This is a genomic window from Micromonospora sp. CPCC 206171, assembly GCF_036906755.1.
Classification (GTDB): domain Bacteria; phylum Actinomycetota; class Actinomycetes; order Mycobacteriales; family Micromonosporaceae; genus Micromonospora; species Micromonospora purpureochromogenes.
Window position 1 is genome coordinate 232,601 of sequence record NZ_JBAKHT010000001.1, and the last position, 19,119, is coordinate 251,719.

Sequence of the window (19,119 nt, forward strand, 5' to 3'; positions counted from 1 at the left end):
CTTGTCGCCCGGCCTACCGGTTCGGCAACATCGACCGGCGTGACCGACGGCAGCGTTCCCAGCGACCCCGCCCCCCGTCCCACGGCCGGCCGTCGCCGGGCCGCCCGCCCCGCCCGTACCCGCTGGCTGGCCGTCGGCGGCGTCGCGGCGCTCGCCACCGTGCTGGGGCTCAGCCTCGTCCTGCGCTCCGGCGCCGCACCCGCCTGCGCCGTGCCCCGGGCGCTCACCGCGCCGCCCGCCGCCGGCGCCGTCCAGAAGGGGAAGGCCACCTTCTACGACTCGAAGGGCGCGGGTGGCAACTGCTCCTACCCGTCCGCGCCGGCCAACCGCCGCTACGTCGCTCTCGGCCCGTCCGAGTACGCGGCCGGCGCCGCCTGCGGCGGCTTCCTCGACGTCACCGGCCCGCGCGGGACGGTCCGGGTGCTGGTCATGGACCAGTGCCCGGAGTGCGAACCCGGCCACCTCGACCTGTCCCGGGAGGCGTTCGCCGAGATCGCCGATCCGGTGCAGGGCGTCGTCGGGATCAGCTACCGCGCGGTGGTCGACCCGCCGCTGCCCGGCCCGCTGACCTTTCGGCTCAAGGAGGGCGCCTCGCAGTGGTGGTTCGCCGTGCTCGTCGGCCAGCACGGCAACCCGCTGCGCTCGGTCGAGGTGCGGCAGGGCAGCTCCGGCGCCTGGCGCGGCGCCACGCGGCAGGACTACAACTACTGGCTGATCGAATCCGGCGCCGGTCCCGGGCCGTACGCCATCCGGGTCACCGACGGGTACGGCCACCGCGCCACCGCCACCGGCATCCGGCTGGCCCCGGGCCAGGTGCAGCGCAGCACGGTCAGGATGTACGGCGGCGCCGCTCCCGCCAGGGCCACCACGCCGGCCCGGTCGCCGTCGGCGCGCCCGAGCCGGTCGACCTCCGCATCGGTGTCGGCGTCGCCCGGCCTCGCGGCGGCCGGGTCCCCGCCGGCCATGCTCGACGCGGCGGTGGCGCCGGTGGACCCCACCCGGGTGACCGGTTGCGGCGGCTGACCGTCAGCTCGCCGGCTCGTCCAGGTCGCGCCACATGAGGATCTCGTCGCGGTCGTCGCCGGGGGCCACCCGCAGCGCACCCGGCAGTCGCCCGATCTCCCGGTAGCCGAGCCGGGCGTAGAACGTCTCCAGGCCGAGCCCGCCCCGCACCGTGACGTGCAGCGCCCGCCAGCCCAGCTCCGGGGCGCGGCGGGCCGCCTCCCGCATCAGGTCGAGGCCGTAGCCCCGGCCCTGCGTGTCCGGGTGGACCATCACCCGCTTGAGGATGCCCCAGTGCGTCTTCAGGTGGAACCGGTTGTCCGCGAAGACCAGCACCGCGACGAGGCGGTCGCCCTCGTACCCGGCGAGCAGCCGGTCCGGCCCGTCGGTGATGTCGGCGAGGGTCCGCTGGGCGACCGGACGGACCTCGGCGGCGCTGACCGGGGCGACGAAGCCGACCGCGCCACCGGCGTTGGTGACGTCGACCCAGAGGTCGACGATCTGCTCGCGCAGGTCAGGGGTGAGATCGGGGTCGAGGATGAAGCGCAGACTCACGCCGGCCATCCTGACGAACAGGCGCGGCGTGAGCCCGCGATGGTGACGTGCCTGACAGCCTCGGCCATTGCCGTCCGTCAGGGTTGAGTAGGGCCGACGGGACTCGAACCCGCACTGGTACGGACCTAAACCGTATGCCTCCTGCCAAATTGGGCTACGGCCCCTTCACCGTGTACACCGTCAGCTTCCACGGCCATTCCGGCCGACGGCGAAGACGTCTGCCGATCGGGTAGCCGGTCGGTGTCACAGCCTCCGGATCGTAGACCACATCCGGCTCGACCACAGCCGGCCTGCGGGAGCCGGCGTAGGTGGCGGTCTGGCTGTGGCAGTTCGGGCAGAGCAACCGCAGGTTGTGCGCGCGATTGTCGAGGAAGTCGCCGTTGATGTGGTCGACGTGCAGGGTCAGCGGTGCGTTCTGCCACGTGCTGCCGACACCGCAGGCCTCGCATTCCTCTGGCAGTCCGATGGCCGCCAGCGCCCGCTTGAGGCGCCAGCCGGGAACCCTGCGGCTGCCTGCGGGACGCTTGACCAACTGCTGCGCCAGGGGCGTGCGGATTCCCCGGCCGCCCTTGTTGTGCACCTGAACGAAGTGGGACGTATCAATACCGAAGCGCTTGAGTTGCCGGCTGATGTGCGCGTGTGAGCCACCGCTCAAACGCACGCCGAGCAGCCGTAGCACGTCGGTGACGCTCCGAGCCTGCGCCGCCGCATCCGCCAGGATTTCCGCCGTGTACTTGTATCGGACCACGCACGGACCGTAGCGGCCGAGTGTGACAGCCTCAGTCGAGGCCGAGGTCCCGCCGCAGCTTCGCCACGTGCCCGGTGGCCTTGACGTTGTAGAGGGCCCGCTCGATCTTCCCGTCCGGGTCGATGACGAACGTGGAGCGGATCACCCCGGTCACCGTCCGGCCGTACATCTGCTTCTCGCCGTACGCGCCGTAGGCGGTGAGCACCGCCTTGTCGGCGTCGGCGACCAGCGGGAAGGTGATGGCGTCGCGCTCGCGGAACTTCGCCAGCTTCTCCGGCTTGTCCGGGGAGATGCCGACGACCTCGTAGCCGGCGGCCTGGAGCGAGGCGAGCGAGTCGCGGAAGTCGCAGGCCTGCTTGGTGCAGCCGGGGGTCATCGCGGCCGGGTAGGCGTACAGGATGACCCGGCGGCCGCGCAGGTCGGCCAGGGAGAGCGTCTCGCCGGTGTCGGTCGGCAGGGTGAAGTCGGGGGCGGGGTCGCCGGGGTTGAGGCGGTCGGGCGCGGTCATGGCAGCGACCTTACCGCCGTTCGGGACGGCGTCGGGCGACGCGCGCCGGCCGCGTGGTGATCAAGACCATGGCTTGTTGCCAAGTCTTGGCAACAACATGGTCTGCCAAATAGGCTGCGCGGTGTGGACACCCTGGCGATGCACATCTCGAACGGGATCATCAACGGTCCCGTGGCGGGGATCTTCGCGGCCGTCGCGCTCGCCGCGCTGACCTTCTGCGTGCTGCGCGGCCGGCGCGACCTGGACGACCGGCTGGCCCCGATGGCCGGACTGGTCGCCGCCTTCATCTTCGCCGTGCAGATGCTCAACTTCCCGATCTTCACCGCTGGGGTGAGCGGCCACCTGCTCGGTGGCGCGCTCGCCGCGCTGCTGGTCGGCCCCTGGGTGGGCGCGCTCTGCGTGGCGGTGGTGCTGGTCGTGCAGGCGCTGGTCTTCGGCGACGGCGGCGTCGCGATGCTGGGCCTGAACATCACCAACATGGCGATCCTCGGCACCGCTGCGGCGTACCTGCTGATCGCCGGGCTGCTGCGGGTGCTGCCCCGCACGCCGGCCGGGCTCGGGGTGACCGCGTTCGTCTCCGCACTGCTCAGCGTGGTGGTGGCGGCGCAGGGCTTCGTCTTCGAGTACTGGCTGGGCGGCACCACCGACCTGGGCGGCAACATCACCGGCCTGGCCGGCACGATGGCCGGCGTCCACCTGCTGATCGGCATCGGCGAGGGCCTGATCACCGCGACCACCGTGGTCACCGTCGCCAAGGTCCGGCCCGATCTGGTGTACGCGCTGCGCGCCCTGAAGCCGGCGACGCCGGCGCCCGTCCCGGCCGTAGGGGGTGTCCGGTGAGGAAGCGTTCCTGGGGTTTCGTGGCCGTCGGCCTGCTGGTGGCGCTGCTGCTCGCCGGCGTGGTCAGCAACTACGCCTCGTCGCACCCGGACGGGCTGGACTCGTCCCTGCTCAAGGGCTGCACGGTCGACGCCGACGGCGAGATCACCGGTGGCTCCTGCCCGGCGCAGCAGGCGAAGGACCACGAGTTGGCCGACAGCCCGCTGGCCGACTACGGCATCCGGGGCGTGGACAACGGCTTCCTCTCCACCGGCCTTTCCGGGGTGCTGGGCGTGCTGCTGACCTTCGCCCTCGGCGGTGGCGTCTTCTGGCTGCTGCGGCGGCGAGGCCCCGCCCGCCCGGGCGACGCCGACCAGGCCGCGCGCGAGGGCCGGCAGCCGGCCGGCACCGCCGGCTGAGCAGGGGTACGCGGATGGGCGCGGGACACGCGCACGTGCTCTACCGGGAGGCTGCCTCACCGGTGCACCGGCTGGCCCCCGAGGTCAAGATCGCGGCGATGGTGCTCTTCACGCTCGCCGTGGTGGCCACCCCGGCCGCGGCGTTCTGGGCCTTCGGTGGGTACGCCCTGCTGATCACCGGGGTCGCCGTGCTGGCCCGGGTCGGGCTGCGCTGGCTGCTGCTGCGCGCCACGATCGAGCTGCCGTTCGTGCTGTTCGCGTTCGCGCTGCCGTTCCTGGGCGCGGGGGAGCGGGTGCAGCTCGTCGGGCTCAGCCTCTCCGTCGACGGCCTCTACGGCGGCTGGAACATCCTCGCCAAGGGCACCCTGGGCGTACTCGCGTCGCTTCTGCTGGCCGGGACCACGACGACCCGTGACCTGATCCTCGGCCTGGACCGGCTGCGCTGCCCGCAGATCCTCACCCAGATCGCCACGTTCATGCTGCGCTACCTGGACGTGCTGGTCGGCGAGGCCCGCCGGATGCGGGTGGCCCGGGTGTCCCGGGGTGACGACCCGCGCTTCCTGTGGCAGCTGCGCGGCTTCGCCGCCGGCGTGGGGGCGCTGTTCCTGCGCGCCTTCGAGCGCGGCGAGCGGGTCTACCTGGCGATGCTGTCGCGCGGGTATACCGGGCGGATGCCGGCGGTCTGGCAGGGCGCGGGCGCGGCGAGCGCCGGGCAGTGGCTGGCCGCGGCGACCGTGCCGCTGGCGGCCGTCTTCATCGCCGCCACCGCCGTGGTCCTGACATGATCGGGTACGTGCAGACCGCTGTCTCCCTGGACGTCCGCGCCGTCCGGTACGCGTACCCGGACGGTCACCTCGCCCTGGCCGGGGTGGACCTGACGGTGCCGCGCGGCGAGCGGGTGGCGCTGCTCGGCCCGAACGGTGCCGGCAAGACCACCCTGGTGCTGCACCTCAACGGCATCCTCACCCCGACCGAGGGAACGGTCAGCGTCGGCGGGCTGACGGTCAGCCGGGACCGGGCCGGGCTGGCCGAGGTCCGGCGCCGGGTGGGCATCGTCTTCCAGGACCCGGACGACCAGCTCTTCCTGCCCACGGTCGCCGAGGACGTGGCGTTCGGCCCGGCAAACCTGGGGCTGCGCGGGGCGGAGCTGACCGAGCGGGTCGACGAGGCGCTGGCCGCGGTGAAGATGAGCGAGCACCGCGACCGGGCCCCGCACCACCTCTCGTTCGGCCAGCGGCGTCGGGTGGCGGTGGCCACCGTGCTCGCCATGCGCCCGGAGATCCTGGTGCTCGACGAGCCCTCGTCCAACCTCGACCCGGCCGCCCGGCGGGAGCTGGCGGAGATCCTGCGCGGCCTGCCGGTGACCCTGCTGATGGTGACCCACGACCTGCCGTACGCGGCGGAGCTCTGCGAGCGGGCGGTCATCCTGGACGCCGGCCGCATCGTCGCCGACGCCCCCACCCCGGAGATCCTCGGCGACGCCGACCTCCTCGCCCGGCACCGCCTCGAACTGCCCTACGGCTTCACCCCGCACTCCCTGCCCCGCCCCTGACGCCCTCGCCCCGACCCGACGGGCGGCGTCGATCCACCCCGTTTGCGGCGTGTCGGGCCGTCCCCGCGCAGAGACACCCCCACCCGCCGCAAACGGGCGAGCGCCGGCCGCCGGGCCGGGCGGGTCAGGCGGGGACTTCGGTGTGGCGGGTCGTCGTCGGGGCGGTGCGGGAGGCGGCGTGCAGGCGGAGGATCCCCGCGCCGACCGCGCCGGCCCCGCCGACCAGCACCGCCAGGAGCAGCAGCCGGGCGTACTGGCCGGGCCAGGGGACGGGGGCGACCGCGCGGGAGAGGACGCCGATGTTGGCGGCGCCGGCGAAGAGCGCCAGGCAGGCGCCGGAGAGCGCCAGCGCGAAGTCGGCCGCGGCCGGCCGGCGGGCCAGCGCGTAGCCGCCCGCGGCGATCGCCCCGAGCCCGGTGAGCAGTGGCCAGATCTGCCCGCTGAGCAGCCCGCCCAGCACCCCGCCGACGCCCTCCGCGCCGGCGTCCAGCTCCCGCCCGACCACCAGGACGACCGCCGCCGCGCCGCCGAGCGCCAGCAGCGCCCCGACCGCGCGCAGCGCGCGGTCCCCGGCGACCGAGCCGGCCGGCAGCAGCCCCGCCGCGGCGACGGCCAGGAAGCCGAGCGTGGCGGCCACCCACCAGGGGTACGGGTCCGGCGGCGGCACCCAGTCCAGGGTGCCCCGGATCTCCGCCTGCTCCCCACCGTCGCGGACCGGCACGGCCCAGTCGCGTACCCGGTGCGTCCGGTTCGGGTCGGCGACGGCCTGGGCCGGCGGCCCGGACTCCCGCCACTGGGTCCGCTGGTCGTGCCAGCGGACCCGCGGCTCGTCGGCGATCCGCCGCCACTGCGGCGGCGCGGCCGGGTCCGCCTCGGGCGGCAGCGTGGTGTCGCCGGCCAGCGTCCGGTTCAGGTACGTCGCCGGGGAACGGCTGTTCTCGTACGCGCCACCCGGGCCCACCCGCAGGTACGGCTCGCCCGAGTAGCCGATCACCTCGACGTCGCGGCCGGTGCGGTTGACCAGCTCCAGCCGGGCGCCCGCCTCGACGGCCCGTACCGTCAGGCCGGGACGGGCCGGGGTGAGGCCGGTCGCCTCGGTGCGGTAGTCGGTGCCGTCGGGGGCGTCCGCGCCGTGCGCGGCGGCCGGTGTGGCGAGGGCGAGCAGGGTGAGCAGCGCGGCCGTGGCAACCAGGCCGGCCCGCCGGAGCAGGGCGGGGATCACTTGCCCGCCGCCTCCACGGCCGCGGTGATCCCGGCCGGGGTGCGGTCGGCGACCTCCCTGCCGTTGACCTTGATGGTCGGGGTGCCGGTGACGCCGGACCTGCTGGCGTCCTCGGTCACCTTCTCGGTCCACGGCTTGAAGGTCCCGTCCTTGACGCAGGAACCGAAGTCGTCCCGGTCCAGGCCGACGCCCGCGCCGATGTCGATCAGCTCGTCGTTGCTGAGCCCGGCGCTGCCCTCCGGCGGTTGCCGGGCGAAGAGCGCGTCGGTGAACTCCTTGAACTTGCCGCCCTGCGCGGCGCAGCCCGAGGCGGCCGACGAGCGGGTGGAGTATTCCGTGGTGGAGAAGCGGTTCAGGTAGGCCACCGGGTGGAAGACCACCCGGGCCTTGCCGTCGGAGACCAGCTGGTCGATGGTGGCGCCGCTGACCTGCTGGAACTGCTTGCAGGCCGGGCAGAGGTAGTCCTCGTAGAGGTCGATGGTGACCGGGCCGCCGCCGATCACGATGCCGGTGCCGGCGTCGTTGGCGCCGGGCGGCGCGGTGAACTCGTCGGCGCGCTGGCTGGACCAGACGCTCCAGCCGATCAGGCCGGCGATCACCAGGACGACGACCGCGGCGACGGACGCCCAGAGCGTGCGCCTTCGCCGGGCCTCCCGGGCCAGTTGCTGGCGGACCACCCGGGCGGCGTCCCGCTGCCCCTTGCGACTACTCATCGTCGTCCTCCACGGCGGGTTCGCCCGTCAGCCAGCCGTCCAGCGAGACGGGGGTGCGGGGCCAGATCAGCAGGAACCCGGCCAGCGCCAGGAATCCCAGGTCCCGGAGGATCTCCGGGAGGTAGCTCGGGGCCTGCCCGGCGGCGAGCTGGCCGCCGCTGCCGAAGCAGCCGCAGTCGATGGCGAGGCCGCGGCTCCAGGCCGAGACGATGCCGGCGACGAAGACCACCAGCAGCGCGGCGGAGACGCCGGCGGCGAGCCGGGTGGCCAGGCCGAGCAGCAGGATCGCGCCGAGCGCCAGCTCCACGAAGGGCAGCGCCGCGCCGACCACCGTGGCCACGTCGTACGGCAGCAGCTGGTAGGCGTTGACCGCGCGCCCGGAAGCGGCGAGGTCACCGACCTTGGCGGCGCCGGCGACGAGCCAGACGGTGGCCAGGCCGAGCCGGGCGGCCAGCCCGATCCAGGGGCGGACGGCGGGCCAACGGGCGGCCCGGATGCGGGGTGCGGTCACGATCATTGGTCGTCGCGTCCGGCCGATTGGTTCCACCGGTCAGCCGGCCAGCGCGTCGCCGACCGCGTCGACCAGGTCGTGCCGGGCCCGGGCCACCCGGGAGCGGATGGTGCCGACCGGCACCCCGGCCACGGCGGCGGCCTCGGCGTACGAGAGGCCGAGCAGTTGGGTCAGCACGAACGCCTCGCGGCGCTCGGCCGGCAGCCGGCGGACCAGGTCGGCGGTGCCGAGGTGCCCGGCCGGGTCCGGGTGCGGGTGGCCGGTGTGGGCGTCGGCGGCGAGCCGCTCGTCGAGCCGGCGCCGCCGGACCACGGTACGCAGGTGGTCGGCGCAGGCCCGCCGGGCGATGCCGAGCAGCCAGGTACGCGCGCTGGCACGCCCCTCGAAGCCGGCCAGCGCCCGGAACGCCCGCAGGTAGGTCTCCTGGGTGAGGTCGTCGGCGGTGTCCGGGTCGACCAGCGCGGCGGTGAACCGCCACACCTCGGCCTGGGTGGCCCGGACGAAGGCGGCCTGGGCGAGGGGATCACCGTCGCGGGCGCGCGACGCCCAGTGCGTCGCCGGGTCGCGCGCGGCGCCGGGTGCCGCGTCGGGGCGGCCGGCGGTGGTGTCGCGCGGGGCGGGGATCACGTCACCCGAGGTTACGCGGCGTACCCGGGGCGAGCAGGGTCGTTCGGCCCTTTCTATGGCCCGGCCCACGTCGGGAACTTTCCCGCCCCGCCACCCGACTACCTGCTCATGAAGTGCGACGACGTACGCGTGGCGCTGTCGGCGCGGCTGGACGGTGAGGACCCGCAGGCACCCGCCGCGGTCCTGGACGCGCACACCGCGTCCTGCCCCGACTGCCGGTCCTGGCTGGCCCGGGCGGAGCAGGTGACCCGGCTCACCCGGGTCCGCTCCGTGCAGGTGCCGGACCTGACCGCCCGGGTGCTGGCGGCGGTCGCCGCCGACCCGGTGCTGGCCGCGCGGTCGCCGGCGGCCGTCCGGGCCGCCCGTCGTCAGGTGCTGCGGGTCGCGGTCGCGGTGGCCGCGGTGGCCCAGCTCGCCATCGCGCTGCCGATCCTGCTGGCCGGGCTCGGTGTGGCCGCCGATCCGCACACCAGCCGGGAGATGGCCTCCTTCGACGTGGCCCTGGCGGTGGGTTTCGCGCTGGCCGCGTGGCGACCGGAGCGGGCCCGGGCGTTCCTGCCGGTGGCGCTGGTGCTGGCGCTCTGCCTGGCCGGCACCAGCGTGGTCGACATCGCCAACTCCACCACCGCCCTGGTGCACGAGGTCGGCCACCTGGCCGCCGTGGTGCAGGCCGGCCTGCTCTGGGCACTCGGCCGGGTCAGTGGCGAGGCCGACCGGCCCTGGTCGCGCGCGGTCGTGGCGGGGCGCGGGTGAGGCCGACCCTCCCCGGGCCACCCGTCGCGACCCCGCCGGGTTCGGACCGGTCCGGCGCCGGTACGGGCTCGGGTCGGCGCGGGGGCGTCGCGTCGGCGAGCATGGCCGGCATGAACGTCGTCGATCGTCGTTGGTTCGCGCGGCTGGGTACCGCCGTCGGCCTGCTGGTCACCCTCGTCGCGCTGCTGCTCGCCCCGGCCGCCCCGGCCAGCGCCCACGCCGTGCTGGCCAGCAGCAGCCCGGTCGCCTCGGCCGTGGTGCCGAGCGCCCCGGCCGAGGTGGTGCTGACCTTCAGCGAGTCGGTGCGCAAGGTCACCGGCAAGATCCGGGTGATCGGCCCGGACGGCTCCCGGGCCGACCGGGGCGAGCCCACCTTCGAGGGTGCGCTGGTGACCGTGCCGGTGGACCCGTCCGGGCCGCGCGGCACCTACCTGGTGAGCTACCGGGTGATCTCCGCCGACAGCCACCCGGTGTCCGGCGCCTTCACCTACTCGGTCGGCGCGCCCTCGACGCCCCCCACCGACTCGGGGGCGGAGAGCCGGGCGAACCCGGTGGTGGAGAATGCGGTCAAGGTGGTCAAGTACCTGGGCTACGTGGGTCTGCTGCTGGTGGTGGGTCCGGCGCTGGTGCTCGCCGCCCTCTGGCCGCACCGGCTGTCCCGTCGGGGCCCGGCCCGGCTCGCCTGGGCGGGAGTCGGGCTGCTCGCGCTGGCCACCCTGGCCGAGCTGTGGTTGCAGGTGCCGTACACCGCCGGGGGTGGGCTGGCCGACGTCACCGGGGCCGGCTTCAGCGAGATGCTCGGCAGCGCGTACGGCACCGCGCACCTGGTCCGCCTGGGTCTGCTCGCGGCGGCGGCGTTCCTGCTGCGCCCGCTGACCCGGGGCCCGGTCGGTCGTACCGACGCGCTGATCCTGGCCGTGCTGGGCGGGGCGGGGCTGTTCACCTGGCCGCTGGCCGGGCACCCGGCGGGCTCCCCGGCGCCGGCCGTGTCGGTGGCCGTCGACGCGGTGCACCTGGGCAGCATGGCGGTCTGGCTGGGCGGACTGGTGATGCTCGCGGTCTTCCTGCTGCGCCGCGCCGACGAGCGGGAACTGGGGGCGATCCTGCCGATCTGGTCCCGCTGGGCGGCGCTGGCGGTGGCGGCGCTGCTGCTCGCCGGGATCGTGCAGGGGCTGATCGAGGTGGGCGGCGTACGGCCCCTCGTCGACACCACGTACGGCCGGCTGCTGCTGGCCAAGGTCGGGCTGTTCGTGCTGGTGGTGGCGGTGGCCGCGTACTCCCGGTGGCTGGTGCGGCGGCGGACCGCCGCGCAGCGCCCGGTGCCGGTGCGGCGGGCCATCTGGGCCGAGCTGGCGATCACCGCGGTGGTGCTCGGGGTGACGGCCACCCTGGTGCAGACCACCCCGGCCCGGGTCGCCGCCGATGACGTGGCCGGCGCCCCCGCCGGCTTCTTCTCCACCACGCTGACCAGCCCGATCTACTCGCTGCAGGTGGAGCTGGATCCGGCCGAGCGGGGCAACAACTCGCTGCACCTGTACGCGTACACCAGGGACAACCGGCCGCAGCCGGTGGTCGAGTGGAAGGTGACCGCCGCGCTGCCGTCGGCGGGCATCGAGCCGATCGACATTCCGTTGCTGCCGCTGACCGACAACCACGTGACCGGGGAGATCAGCTTCCCGAGCGCCGGTGAGTGGCAGCTGCGCGTCACCGCCCGCACCTCCGACATCGACCAGGCCACGGTGACCGCCACCGTGCCGATCAGGTAACCAGAAAGGCTCTCCCAAGATGATCCGTCTCCGGCGTCCCGCAACCGCCGCCGCACTCGCGCTCGCCGCCGCCACCACGGCGGTGCTCGGCTTCGCCGGGCCCGCCTCGGCGCACGTCTCCGTCAACCCGAAGGAGGAGACGCAGGGTTCCTACGGGCGCTTCGCCTTCCGGGTGCCGAACGAGAGCGACACCGCCGCCACCACCAAGGTCGAGGTGGTGCTGCCGGAGAACGCGCCGGTCGGCTCGGTCTCCACCATGCCGGTACCCGGCTGGACGGTGGCGGTGGAGAAGCGCAAGGTGGACCCGCCGATCGACGTGCACGGCAGCCAGCTCACCGAGGCGGTGTCGAAGCTGACCTGGACGGCCACCGGCGACGCGGCGGTGAAGCCCGGCCAGTTCCAGGAGTTCCCGGTCTCGATGGGTCCGCTGCCGCAGGTCGACCGGATGGTCTTCAAGACGTTGCAGACGTACTCCGACGGCAACGTCGCGCGGTGGATCGAGGAGCCGACGCCGGGCGCCGAGGAGCCGGAGAACCCGGCGCCGGTGCTCACCCTGGCCCCCGCCTCGACGTCGGCCTCGGCCACGCCTGGAGCGTCGCCGGCCGGGCAGGCCGCGGCCGACGACGATGACGACGAGGACTCCGACGGGGCGGCGACCGGGCTGGCCATCGCTGGTCTGGTGGCCGGCCTGGCCGGGCTGGTCCTCGGTGGACTGGCCTTCGCCCGGACCCGCCGGGAGTCGGCGCCGAAGGCCTGATCCGCTCCGCCCGCCGGCGGAGTCGGAGTCGCTCCGGCGGCCGGCGGCTGTCCGTCCCCACCGATATGCGCAGATCGTGGCGGTCTCGTCGGTAAGGTCGGCCGGGTACCCGGACACCGAAGGAGACGGAACGGATGCGGTTCGTGCGGTCGCTCGTCGGAATGCTGCTGTTGGTCGTCGGGATCCCGGCCCTGCTGGCGGGAGGCGGCCTCAGCCTGGTCGCCCGGCAGGCGAGCACCGACGGCACCTTCAGCGCCCGCTTCGAGCCGGTGCGCAGCGCGGGCCGGGCGGTGGTGGTGCAGGACGTCGACGCGCTGCTGCGCGCGGAGGCGCCGTTCACCCGGGTCGGCGGGACGAGGCTGCGGCTGACCGCCCGTACCGCGGCCGGGCCGGCCTTCGTCGGCCTGGCCCCCGCCGACGAGGTCCGCCGCTGGCTCGCCCCGGTCCCGCACGGCACGGTCGACCGGATCGCGCTGGCCCGCGGGCCGTTGCCGGTCCGGTTGACCGACGCGGGCGCCGCGCCGACCGCCGGGCCCGCCGGCGCGGTCCCGGCCGCCCCGCTCGACGCGCCCTTCTGGGTACGCGAGGGAATCGGCGCGGTCGAGTGGACCCCGGGTGAGCTGACCGATCGCCGGTTGAGCCTGGTGGTGATGCGCCCCGACGGCGGCGCGGATCTCGCCCTGGACCTGCGGGCCGAGGTGCGGTCGGACTGGTTCCGCCCGGTGGCCTGGGGTGCGCTGGCCGGCGGGCTCCTGCTGATCGTGCTGGCGCTGCTGGTGCTGCTGCGCCCGGTCCGCCCGCGCGAGGTGGTCTTCGTGGTCGAGCCGGACCAGGTCCCGGTGCTCGCCGGTCGGCTGGGCGTCAGCTCGCTCAGCGGCCTCGGCGCGGCACCCGAGCCGGAGCGGCAGCTCGTGTCGATCGGGGCGCCCGAGCGGTCCCGGGCCGCCATCGGCGCGGTGCCGGCGCGCCGTCCGGCCACGCTCGCCGACCTGCCGCCGTGGCCGCCGGAGCGACCCGAGGAGACGGCCGAACCGGTGCCCGGAACCTCCCGGCCCGCCGGCACGGACTGACCCGCCACGGCGAACGGCCCGCCGCGCTGCCGACGCGGAGGGCCGTCCTCACCGGGGGATCGGTGCTACCCGACAGACGTCTGCGGTAGGTGTCGCCAGATTAGCGGCGAAAGTCAGCCACTGGAAGATCTGTCCATTTGGCGCAACTTATTCGCGGGTCGGCTCCGCCCGCCTGCGCACCGGGAGCGTCACCAGCAACAGCAGGGCCAGCAGCACATAGGCGTTGCGCACCAGGAAGTCCGCCGGGGTGTCGGTACGCGCCGGGGCCACGCCCCAGTCGAAGAAGGACACCACCCCGTAGATGATCACGAACGCCGTGCCGACCGCGAACGCCAGCAGTCGACGGCGCCGCCGGGCTCCCGTCACGGTGTCCCGGTCCGCGCGCAGCGCCGCGTCCACCAGCACCACCACGGCCGGGATGAACCAGTAGATGTGGTGGGTCCAGGTGATCGGGCTGACCAGGCCGCCGACCAGCCCGGTGAGGGTCAGCCCGGCCAGTTCGTCACCGGCCCGGGCGGCGCGGGCCGCCCGCCACAGGCCGTACCCGGCGACGACCGCGACCAGGGCCAGCCAGAGCAGCTGGTTAGGTTTGGCCGGCGCGTCGATCCGACTGAGCAGCCCGAACAACGACTGGTTGCCGGTGTAGTCGGTGCGTCCGACCCGGTTGGTGGCCCACAGCTCGTGCGTCCAGAAGCGCCAGGAGTCTCGGGGCGCGAACGCCGCGGCCAGCAGCGTCGCCGCCGCCGCGGTGACACCGGCCACCACCGCCGCCCGCCACCGCCGGCTCACCAGCAGGTAGGCGATGAAGATGCCCGGGAAGAGCTTCAGCGCCGTCGCCAGCCCGACGCCCACCCCGGCCCAGCGCCGCCCCCGGGGTACGGCGAAGAGCAGGTCGGCCAGGATCAGCACCACCAGCAGCATGTTGATCTGCCCGAACGTGATCGTCTCCCGGGTGCTCTCCACCGCGAACACCAGCAGCACCGCCACGGTGAGGGTGAACGTCCGGGGCAGCCCGTGCCGTTCGATCACCGGGCGGACCAACCAGCGGGTGGTCACGATCACGCCGATGGCGGTCAGCGCGGTGAAGACGGCGATCGTCACGCCCAGCGGGAGCATCGCGAACGGCCGCAGCAGCAGCGCGCTGAACGGCGGATAGGTGAAGTACAGCTCGCCCTGGACCCGGTCCGGCTGCACGTAGTCGTAGAGCGGGTGCCCGGACGACCACCAGTCCATCGCCCGCATGTAGATCTTCAGGTCGAAGAAGTCGTGCACCATGCCGGGGAGGTAGAGGGCCGGCAGCACGGCGGCCAGCGCCAGCACCGTGACGACCCGACGGACCGTCCGGCCCCCCTGGTCGTCGGAGCTGACGGCGGGTGGCGCGACCGGTTCTGCTGGCACGGGGAAACCCTAGCGGTCCGCTCCGCCGCCGGTGCCGAGGCGCGACACCTGGGCTGCGGCTAGTCTGTCCCGGTGGCTGACCTTCTCGTCTGGATCGACTGTGAGATGACCGGGCTGGATCTCGCCGGCGACGCGCTGATCGAGGTCGCCGCGCTCGTCACCGATCCCGACCTCAACGTGCTGGGCGAGGGGGTCGACGTGGTGATCCACGCCGACGAGGCGGCCCTGGCGGCGATGCCGGAGATCGTGGCCACCATGCACGGCAAGTCCGGGCTGACCGAGGAGGTGCGGCGCTCCACCGTCACCCTGGCCGAGGCCGAGGACATGGTGCTGGAGTACGTCACCAGCCACGTCAAGGACCCGCGTACCGCCCCGCTGTGCGGCAACTCGATCGCCACCGACCGGGGCTTCATCGCGCGGGACATGCCCCGCCTCGACGCCCACCTGCACTACCGCATGATCGACGTGTCCTCGATCAAGGAGCTGACCCGGCGCTGGTACCCCCGGGTGTACTTCGGCCAGCCGCAGAAGGGCCTCGCCCACCGGGCGCTGGCCGACATCCGGGAGAGCATCCGCGAGCTGGAGTACTACCGGCGGACGATCTTCGTACCCCTGCCCGGACCGGACGTGGACACGGCCAAGGGGATCGCCGCCCAGCTGTAGAGCGGGGCGTCAGGCCCCGCGAGCGTGCGGTGCGCAACCCGCTGGACGGGGGCGGCCGGAGTGTGGCTATTATTAGTCCGCACCGCCCGGGCGACCGGCGCGGAAGGCATGGTGGCTGTAGCTCAGTTGGCAGAGCACCGGGTTGTGGTCCCGGTTGTCGTGGGTTCAATTCCCATCAGTCACCCCAGACACGAAGGCCCCCTCCTCGCGGAGGGGGCCTTCGTCATGTCCGGACCGATCAGGGGGTGGGGTCCACGCTGGGCGCCTCGTCGCCGGGAGTCGCCTCCGGGCTCGGGCTGGCCGCCGGCTCCTCGTACGGCAGGGCGCTGCCCTTGACGTAGTCGTCCCAGCTCATGTTCCAGTCGGTCCAGCCGTTGCCGTTCTGGAGCTTGCGCTCGGTGCCCTTGACGGTGATCGGGTCGCCGATGCGCGTGTTCTCGAAGAGCCACTTGCCGTCGGCCATCGAGACGTTCACGCAGCCGTGCGAGACGTTGACCCGGCCCTGCTTCCCCTCCGACCAGGGCGCGGCGTGGATGAACTCGCCGCCCCAGGTGAGCCGCTGGGCGTAGTCGATCTTCGTCCGGTACCCCTCCTCGGGGCCCAGCTCCTCCAGCGTGTCGAAGACCGTCTTGCGGAGCTTCTCGATCACCACCATCGTCCCGCTGGACGAGGGGGTGGTCTTCTTGCCGAGGCTGACCAGGATCGTCTTGACTACCTTGCCGTCCCTGGTGACGGTCATCCGCTTGGTCTTGTTGTCCACCTGCATCACCAGCGACGGGCCGATCTTGACGTCGACGGTCAGATCGGAGCGGCCGTACCAGCCGTCGCCCATCGGCAGCCCGCCGGCCTGCACCCGGTACGACACGGTGGTGCCCGACTGCCAGAACTCCTTCGGGCGGTAACGGACCTCGGTGGGGCTGGACCAGTGCCAGATCCCCTCCTGCGCCGGCGTGGAGGTGACCGTCATCCGGCGCTGGACGTCGTCGCGGTAGTCCTCGGGGATGGCCCGGCCGAACCGGACGATCAGCGGCATGCCCACCCCGACCACCTGGTTGTCGCCGAGGAAGCTGGTGATCCGTACCTGCTTGTCGGGCTTGGCCATCACGGTGAAGGCGCTGGTCGCGGTGGCCGGCTTGCCGTCGTCACCGGTCGCCGTGACGGTGGCGGTGTACTTCTCGCCGTACTCCAGGGCCCCCGCGGGGAGCCAGGTCTTGCCGTCCGCGGCGAGCTCGCCCTCGACGGCCTGGCCGCTGGCGTCCTTGAGCTCGACGCTGGTCTCCTCAGCGTCCTTCGTGGTGAAGGTGATGCCGGTGGAGGCCGGGACGTCGGTCGCGTCGGCCTTGGGCTCGGTGATGGTCGCCGCGGCCTTCGGGGCGCTCTCGCCGCTGCCCTGCCAGCTCGACGGCTTGTCGTCGCCGGAGCCCGTGCAGGCGGAGGTGAGCGCCAGCGTCGCGGCGAGGAGCCCCGCCGCGAGTGCGCGGCGCCGCCCGGCGTGCCGGGTCAGCCGGTGGTGGGTAGCTCGCATGTTTCCCTCACAGTCGTGGTCCCCGATGCCCCATCCTCTCCCACTGACGCGAGAGAGCGCCGGTCGGTTGCCGGCCGTGAACAGAAACACGCCGATGGGGGAGGGCGAATACCGGTAAAAGTGGGGCTTTCGCGAGGGCTGCTCGGTTTCTCCCCGCCCCCACACTCCAGTGACCGGCGCGGATCGGGCCCGCCCCGGTCGGGCCGGCGTGACCGCCGACCCGACCGGGTGGGTGTTACAGCAGCGGACCGGAGCCGCCGTCCGGCACGGGCAGGGCGCTGCCCTTGACGAACTCCGACCAGCTCAGGCTCCAGGCCGTCCAGCCGTTGCCGGGGGCGATGCGGCGCTCGGTGCCCTTGATGGTGATCGGGTCGCCGATCTTCGTCTGCTCGAAGAGCCAGCGGCCCATCGCCATCGAGACGTTGACGCAGCCGTGCGAGACGTTCTGCCGACCCTGCACCCCCTCGGACCAGGGCGCCGCATGGATGTACTCGCCACCCCAGGTCAACCGCTGGGCGAAGTCGATCTCGGTGCGGTACCGGTTCTCCGGGTCGGGGGCGTCCATGGTGTCGAAGACCGTCTTCTCCTTCTTCTCCATCACCACCAGGGTGCCGCTGGAGGAGGGAGTGCTCTTCTTGCCCAGGCTGACCGGCAGGGTGCGGACCACCTGGCCGTCCTGGTACACGGTCATCTTCTTGGTGCTGTTGTCGACCTTCATCACCAAGGACCGGCCGATCTTGGCCTTCGCCGTCCGGTCGACGTTGCCGTAGCGACCGTTGCTCAACGGCATGCCGGCCAGCGCGATCCGGACGTCGAGCGTGGTGCCCGGCTTCCAGTACTCCGGCGCCCGGTAGTAGGCCTGGGTGCCGTTGTAGACCCAGTGCCAGGCGCCCGGCTGCGGTGGGTCGGTCTTGACGAACATCCGCTTCTGCACCGCCGCCCGGTCCTTCTTCGGGATGCCCGGGTGGAACTCGACGACCACCGGCATGCCCACCCCGTACGTCTTGTCGTCGAAGAGGTAGAGGCCGGAGCTGATCATCGACTTCGGCTTGGCCATGGTGGTGAAGGTGCTGGTGCCCTGCCGGGGCTCACCGCCGGTGCCGGTGCCGGCCACCGTGGCGGTGTACTCGGTCCCGTACTTCAGCGGGGCCGCCGGCACCCAGGCGGAACCGTCCAGCCGCATCCGGCCCGCGACCTGCTTGCCGTCGGCGGAGGCGAGGGTGACCGAGGACACCGCCCCGCCGCCCGGCAGCTTCGCGCTGATCTCGGTGCTCACCGGCTTGTTCTTCGCCCCGTCGGCCGGGCTCACCGTCAGGCTCTGGGCCGGCGCGGAGGTCTCAGCCCCCGGTGAGGTGGTGGGCGCACCCGTACCCGGAACCGTCCCGCCGCCGACGAACTCGGCGACCTTCTTCTTGTCGTCTCCGCACCCGGTCAGTGCCAACGACGCCACCAGGGCCAGGGCACCCAGCATCGCCCCGGCCCGCGTGAACCTGCCCATTCCCACCTCAGTTCTCGCGTGCCTGGCGACATGGTGCCGTATCGCCGCCGCCGCCCTGGTCCCGCCAAGCGGTCGGCGAAGCGATTTGGTGGCTTCTGCCCGTTAAGCTCGGCCGAACAGGTGAGCCGGGTATCGGATTGGAACCGGGCTCAGCGACCTGCTAATGTTCTCTCCGTTGCCAACGAGCGCCGCTAGCTCAACTGGCAGAGCAGCGGACTCTTAATCCGCGGGTTCGGGGTTCGAGTCCCTGGCGGCGCACCAGCAATCATCTGGGCATTCACCCTTCGGGGTGCGTGCCCAGATGTCGTTTCAGGGTGAGTGACAGCAACGGCGACAGCAACGGTGTCACTCGTCAGCGCCATCACCCGCCTCAGGCTCACTGAGCGCCGCGTCCATGTGTCCTGCGGCCTCTTGCTGCATGGCCGGCATGACGTGCCCGTAGATGTTCATGGTCACTGCGATCTGGGAGTGGCCGAGGATGTCCATGACGACCCGTGGCGACACGCCTGCCGCCAGCAGCAGCGTCGCGCAGGTATGCCGCAGGTCATGAAAGCGGATGGACCGCACACCGGCCCAGCGGTCCACTGCAGCCGGTCGCGGACGATGCGCTGCGCAAGGTCACACGTCACCTCAGATCCGCAATCGCCACACGGACGGGTGACGTTCACGCCGTGGGAGATCACCCGCACCCCTCGCGATCCGTTCAGCTTCACCTGGTGTGCCAGAGCCGACCCAGCAGACGCGACTTCACCGCGATCATGTCAGCCATCAGCCGAGGCCGCAGTGGGCGGGTCCAACCGAGGCAGGACAGCCGGCGGCCGGCTGCCGCATGTCTGGATATCCCACGTCGCTACCGTGTCAAGCGGCTGTTGACAGTTCCGTCTTAGGGGCGGGCCAGGCGATTGCCTCGTTGTAGGGCTGCCGGTGGCGTAGGCAGCCGTGGAGGATGCCGACGAGTCGGTTGGCCAGAGCGCGAAGTACCTGGTGGTGGGTGTTGCCGCGGGCGCGGTGGG

At 73.2% G+C, this 19,119-nt stretch carries 20 protein-coding genes, 3 tRNA genes and 2 pseudogenes; 12 read left to right on the top strand and 13 right to left on the bottom strand.

Annotated features, from left to right (window positions below; genetic code table 11):
• The first annotated feature begins 39 nt into the window (after window positions 1-39).
• Window positions 40-1,023 carry an expansin EXLX1 family cellulose-binding protein gene (locus V6U89_RS00950; protein WP_334568662.1) on the top strand — a complete coding sequence of 328 codons (984 nt, stop codon included), beginning with the start codon at window positions 40-42 and terminating at the stop codon, window positions 1,021-1,023.
• Window positions 1,024-1,026: 3 nt separating this feature from the next.
• Here V6U89_RS00950 and V6U89_RS00955 read toward each other — a convergent pair whose 3' ends face one another.
• From V6U89_RS00955 to bcp, 4 genes are all read right to left on the bottom strand, one after another.
• Complete coding sequence (locus V6U89_RS00955; protein WP_442933843.1) at window positions 1,027-1,566, bottom strand: GNAT family N-acetyltransferase; 540 nt, start codon at window positions 1,564-1,566, stop codon at window positions 1,027-1,029.
• 79 nt (window positions 1,567-1,645) lie between these two features.
• Window positions 1,646-1,721 (bottom strand) — tRNA-Leu (locus V6U89_RS00960).
• Window positions 1,712-2,305, bottom strand: coding sequence for an HNH endonuclease signature motif containing protein (locus V6U89_RS00965; protein ID WP_334568664.1), 594 nt, complete (start codon window positions 2,303-2,305; stop codon window positions 1,712-1,714). Before V6U89_RS00965 ends, V6U89_RS00960 begins: the two co-directional genes overlap by 10 nt.
• 31 nt (window positions 2,306-2,336) lie before the next feature.
• Window positions 2,337-2,813, bottom strand: coding sequence for a thioredoxin-dependent thiol peroxidase (gene bcp, locus V6U89_RS00970; protein ID WP_088963662.1), 477 nt, complete (start codon window positions 2,811-2,813; stop codon window positions 2,337-2,339).
• A 123-nt stretch (window positions 2,814-2,936) separates the two neighbouring features.
• Between bcp and V6U89_RS00975 the strand changes: the two genes are divergently transcribed.
• Genes V6U89_RS00975 through V6U89_RS00990 form a run of 4 tightly spaced genes read left to right on the top strand, consistent with a single transcriptional unit; the run spans window position 2,937 to window position 5,603 of the window.
• Window positions 2,937-3,653, top strand: a complete 717-nt coding sequence (locus V6U89_RS00975; RefSeq protein ID WP_334568665.1) for an energy-coupling factor ABC transporter permease — start codon at window positions 2,937-2,939, stop codon at window positions 3,651-3,653.
• Window positions 3,650-4,051 carry a PDGLE domain-containing protein gene (locus V6U89_RS00980; RefSeq protein ID WP_334568666.1) on the top strand — a complete coding sequence of 134 codons (402 nt, stop codon included), beginning with the start codon at window positions 3,650-3,652 and terminating at the stop codon, window positions 4,049-4,051. The genes V6U89_RS00975 and V6U89_RS00980 overlap by 4 nt, the downstream gene beginning before the upstream one ends.
• A 14-nt stretch (window positions 4,052-4,065) precedes the next feature.
• On the top strand, window positions 4,066-4,836 hold the full coding sequence (gene cbiQ / locus V6U89_RS00985; protein WP_334568667.1) for a cobalt ECF transporter T component CbiQ: 771 nt from the start codon (window positions 4,066-4,068) through the stop codon (window positions 4,834-4,836).
• The gene (locus tag V6U89_RS00990) at window positions 4,833-5,603 is read left to right on the top strand and encodes an energy-coupling factor ABC transporter ATP-binding protein (RefSeq protein ID WP_334568668.1); all 771 of its coding nucleotides are present in this window, start codon (window positions 4,833-4,835) and stop codon (window positions 5,601-5,603) included. The genes cbiQ and V6U89_RS00990 overlap by 4 nt, the downstream gene beginning before the upstream one ends.
• Before the next feature lie 124 nt (window positions 5,604-5,727).
• Here the strand turns inward: V6U89_RS00990 and V6U89_RS00995 are convergent, their stop codons facing one another.
• From V6U89_RS00995 to V6U89_RS01010, 4 genes are read right to left on the bottom strand one after another with little or no spacing between them, the layout of a single operon-like run.
• Window positions 5,728-6,825, bottom strand: coding sequence for a hypothetical protein (locus tag V6U89_RS00995; protein WP_334568669.1), 1,098 nt, complete (start codon window positions 6,823-6,825; stop codon window positions 5,728-5,730).
• Entirely contained in the window at window positions 6,822-7,538 is a 717-nt protein-coding gene (locus V6U89_RS01000) for a DsbA family protein (RefSeq protein WP_334568671.1), read from the bottom strand. The genes V6U89_RS00995 and V6U89_RS01000 overlap by 4 nt, the downstream gene beginning before the upstream one ends.
• Complete coding sequence (locus tag V6U89_RS01005; RefSeq protein WP_334568673.1) at window positions 7,531-8,055, bottom strand: MauE/DoxX family redox-associated membrane protein; 525 nt, start codon at window positions 8,053-8,055, stop codon at window positions 7,531-7,533. The genes V6U89_RS01000 and V6U89_RS01005 overlap by 8 nt, the downstream gene beginning before the upstream one ends.
• A gap of 33 nt (window positions 8,056-8,088) precedes the next feature.
• Window positions 8,089-8,676 carry a sigma factor-like helix-turn-helix DNA-binding protein gene (locus tag V6U89_RS01010; RefSeq protein ID WP_334568674.1) on the bottom strand — a complete coding sequence of 196 codons (588 nt, stop codon included), beginning with the start codon at window positions 8,674-8,676 and terminating at the stop codon, window positions 8,089-8,091.
• A gap of 108 nt (window positions 8,677-8,784) precedes the next feature.
• Here V6U89_RS01010 and V6U89_RS01015 point away from each other — a divergent pair, with 108 nt between their 5' ends.
• From V6U89_RS01015 to V6U89_RS01030, 4 genes and pseudogenes are all read left to right on the top strand, one after another.
• Window positions 8,785-9,429 (top strand): zf-HC2 domain-containing protein, encoded by a 645-nt coding sequence (locus V6U89_RS01015; RefSeq protein WP_334568675.1) that lies wholly within the window; start codon window positions 8,785-8,787, stop codon window positions 9,427-9,429.
• Window positions 9,430-9,530: 101 nt separating this feature from the next.
• On the top strand, window positions 9,531-11,195 hold the full coding sequence (locus V6U89_RS01020) for a copper resistance CopC/CopD family protein (protein ID WP_334568676.1): 1,665 nt from the start codon (window positions 9,531-9,533) through the stop codon (window positions 11,193-11,195).
• Between the two features lie 19 nt (window positions 11,196-11,214).
• The gene (locus V6U89_RS01025; protein ID WP_334568677.1) at window positions 11,215-11,952 is read left to right on the top strand and encodes a YcnI family copper-binding membrane protein; all 738 of its coding nucleotides are present in this window, start codon (window positions 11,215-11,217) and stop codon (window positions 11,950-11,952) included.
• 665 nt (window positions 11,953-12,617) lie between these two features.
• A pseudogene (locus V6U89_RS01030) lies at window positions 12,618-13,022 on the top strand (hypothetical protein); the annotation flags it as partial.
• A gap of 147 nt (window positions 13,023-13,169) precedes the next feature.
• On the opposite strand, the gene V6U89_RS01035 reads toward V6U89_RS01030, so the two are convergent.
• The gene (locus tag V6U89_RS01035) at window positions 13,170-14,420 is read right to left on the bottom strand and encodes a glycosyltransferase family 87 protein (protein ID WP_334568678.1); all 1,251 of its coding nucleotides are present in this window, start codon (window positions 14,418-14,420) and stop codon (window positions 13,170-13,172) included.
• A 72-nt stretch (window positions 14,421-14,492) separates the two neighbouring features.
• On the opposite strand from V6U89_RS01035, the gene orn reads away from it, so the two are divergent.
• A complete protein-coding gene (orn, locus tag V6U89_RS01040) occupies window positions 14,493-15,083 on the top strand; it encodes an oligoribonuclease (RefSeq protein WP_334568679.1) in 591 nt (196 codons plus the stop codon).
• A gap of 111 nt (window positions 15,084-15,194) precedes the next feature.
• A tRNA-His gene (locus V6U89_RS01045) sits at window positions 15,195-15,270 on the top strand.
• 51 nt (window positions 15,271-15,321) lie between these two features.
• On the opposite strand, the gene V6U89_RS01050 is transcribed toward V6U89_RS01045, so the two are convergent.
• Together V6U89_RS01050 and V6U89_RS01055 are read right to left on the bottom strand one after the other, a co-directional pair.
• Window positions 15,322-16,608: a L,D-transpeptidase gene (locus V6U89_RS01050; protein WP_334568681.1), complete on the bottom strand. Its 1,287-nt coding sequence runs from the start codon at window positions 16,606-16,608 to the stop codon at window positions 15,322-15,324.
• A 235-nt stretch (window positions 16,609-16,843) separates the two neighbouring features.
• The gene (locus V6U89_RS01055) at window positions 16,844-18,106 is read right to left on the bottom strand and encodes a L,D-transpeptidase (RefSeq protein ID WP_334568683.1); all 1,263 of its coding nucleotides are present in this window, start codon (window positions 18,104-18,106) and stop codon (window positions 16,844-16,846) included.
• A gap of 185 nt (window positions 18,107-18,291) precedes the next feature.
• On the opposite strand from V6U89_RS01055, the gene V6U89_RS01060 reads away from it, so the two are divergent.
• A tRNA-Lys gene (locus V6U89_RS01060) sits at window positions 18,292-18,367 on the top strand.
• Window positions 18,368-18,451: 84 nt separating this feature from the next.
• Here the strand turns inward: V6U89_RS01060 and V6U89_RS01065 are convergent.
• Entirely contained in the window at window positions 18,452-18,691 is a 240-nt protein-coding gene (locus V6U89_RS01065) for a tyrosine-type recombinase/integrase (RefSeq protein ID WP_334568684.1), read from the bottom strand.
• Window positions 18,692-18,964: 273 nt separating this feature from the next.
• Window positions 18,965-19,114, bottom strand: a pseudogene (locus V6U89_RS01070) (IS110 family transposase); the annotation flags it as partial.
• Window positions 19,115-19,119 lie beyond the last annotated feature (5 nt).

What these genes read in the sequence shown, in the direction of transcription:
- V6U89_RS00955 (WP_442933843.1), bottom strand. Translation starts at nt 1,566, where the DNA reads ATGGCCGGCGTGAGTCTGCGCTTCATCCTCGACCCCGATCTCACCCCT.
- V6U89_RS01020 (WP_334568676.1), top strand. Translation starts at nt 9,531, where the DNA reads ATGGCCGGCATGAACGTCGTCGATCGTCGTTGGTTCGCGCGGCTGGGT.
- V6U89_RS01015 (WP_334568675.1), top strand. Translation starts at nt 8,785, where the DNA reads ATGAAGTGCGACGACGTACGCGTGGCGCTGTCGGCGCGGCTGGACGGT.
- cbiQ (WP_334568667.1), top strand. Translation starts at nt 4,066, where the DNA reads ATGGGCGCGGGACACGCGCACGTGCTCTACCGGGAGGCTGCCTCACCG.
- V6U89_RS00990 (WP_334568668.1), top strand. Translation starts at nt 4,833, where the DNA reads ATGATCGGGTACGTGCAGACCGCTGTCTCCCTGGACGTCCGCGCCGTC.
- V6U89_RS01055 (WP_334568683.1), bottom strand. Translation starts at nt 18,106, where the DNA reads ATGGGCAGGTTCACGCGGGCCGGGGCGATGCTGGGTGCCCTGGCCCTG.
- V6U89_RS01000 (WP_334568671.1), bottom strand. Translation starts at nt 7,538, where the DNA reads ATGAGTAGTCGCAAGGGGCAGCGGGACGCCGCCCGGGTGGTCCGCCAG.
- V6U89_RS01005 (WP_334568673.1), bottom strand. Translation starts at nt 8,055, where the DNA reads ATGATCGTGACCGCACCCCGCATCCGGGCCGCCCGTTGGCCCGCCGTC.
- V6U89_RS01025 (WP_334568677.1), top strand. Translation starts at nt 11,215, where the DNA reads ATGATCCGTCTCCGGCGTCCCGCAACCGCCGCCGCACTCGCGCTCGCC.
- bcp (WP_088963662.1), bottom strand. Translation starts at nt 2,813, where the DNA reads ATGACCGCGCCCGACCGCCTCAACCCCGGCGACCCCGCCCCCGACTTC.
- V6U89_RS01050 (WP_334568681.1), bottom strand. Translation starts at nt 16,608, where the DNA reads ATGCGAGCTACCCACCACCGGCTGACCCGGCACGCCGGGCGGCGCCGC.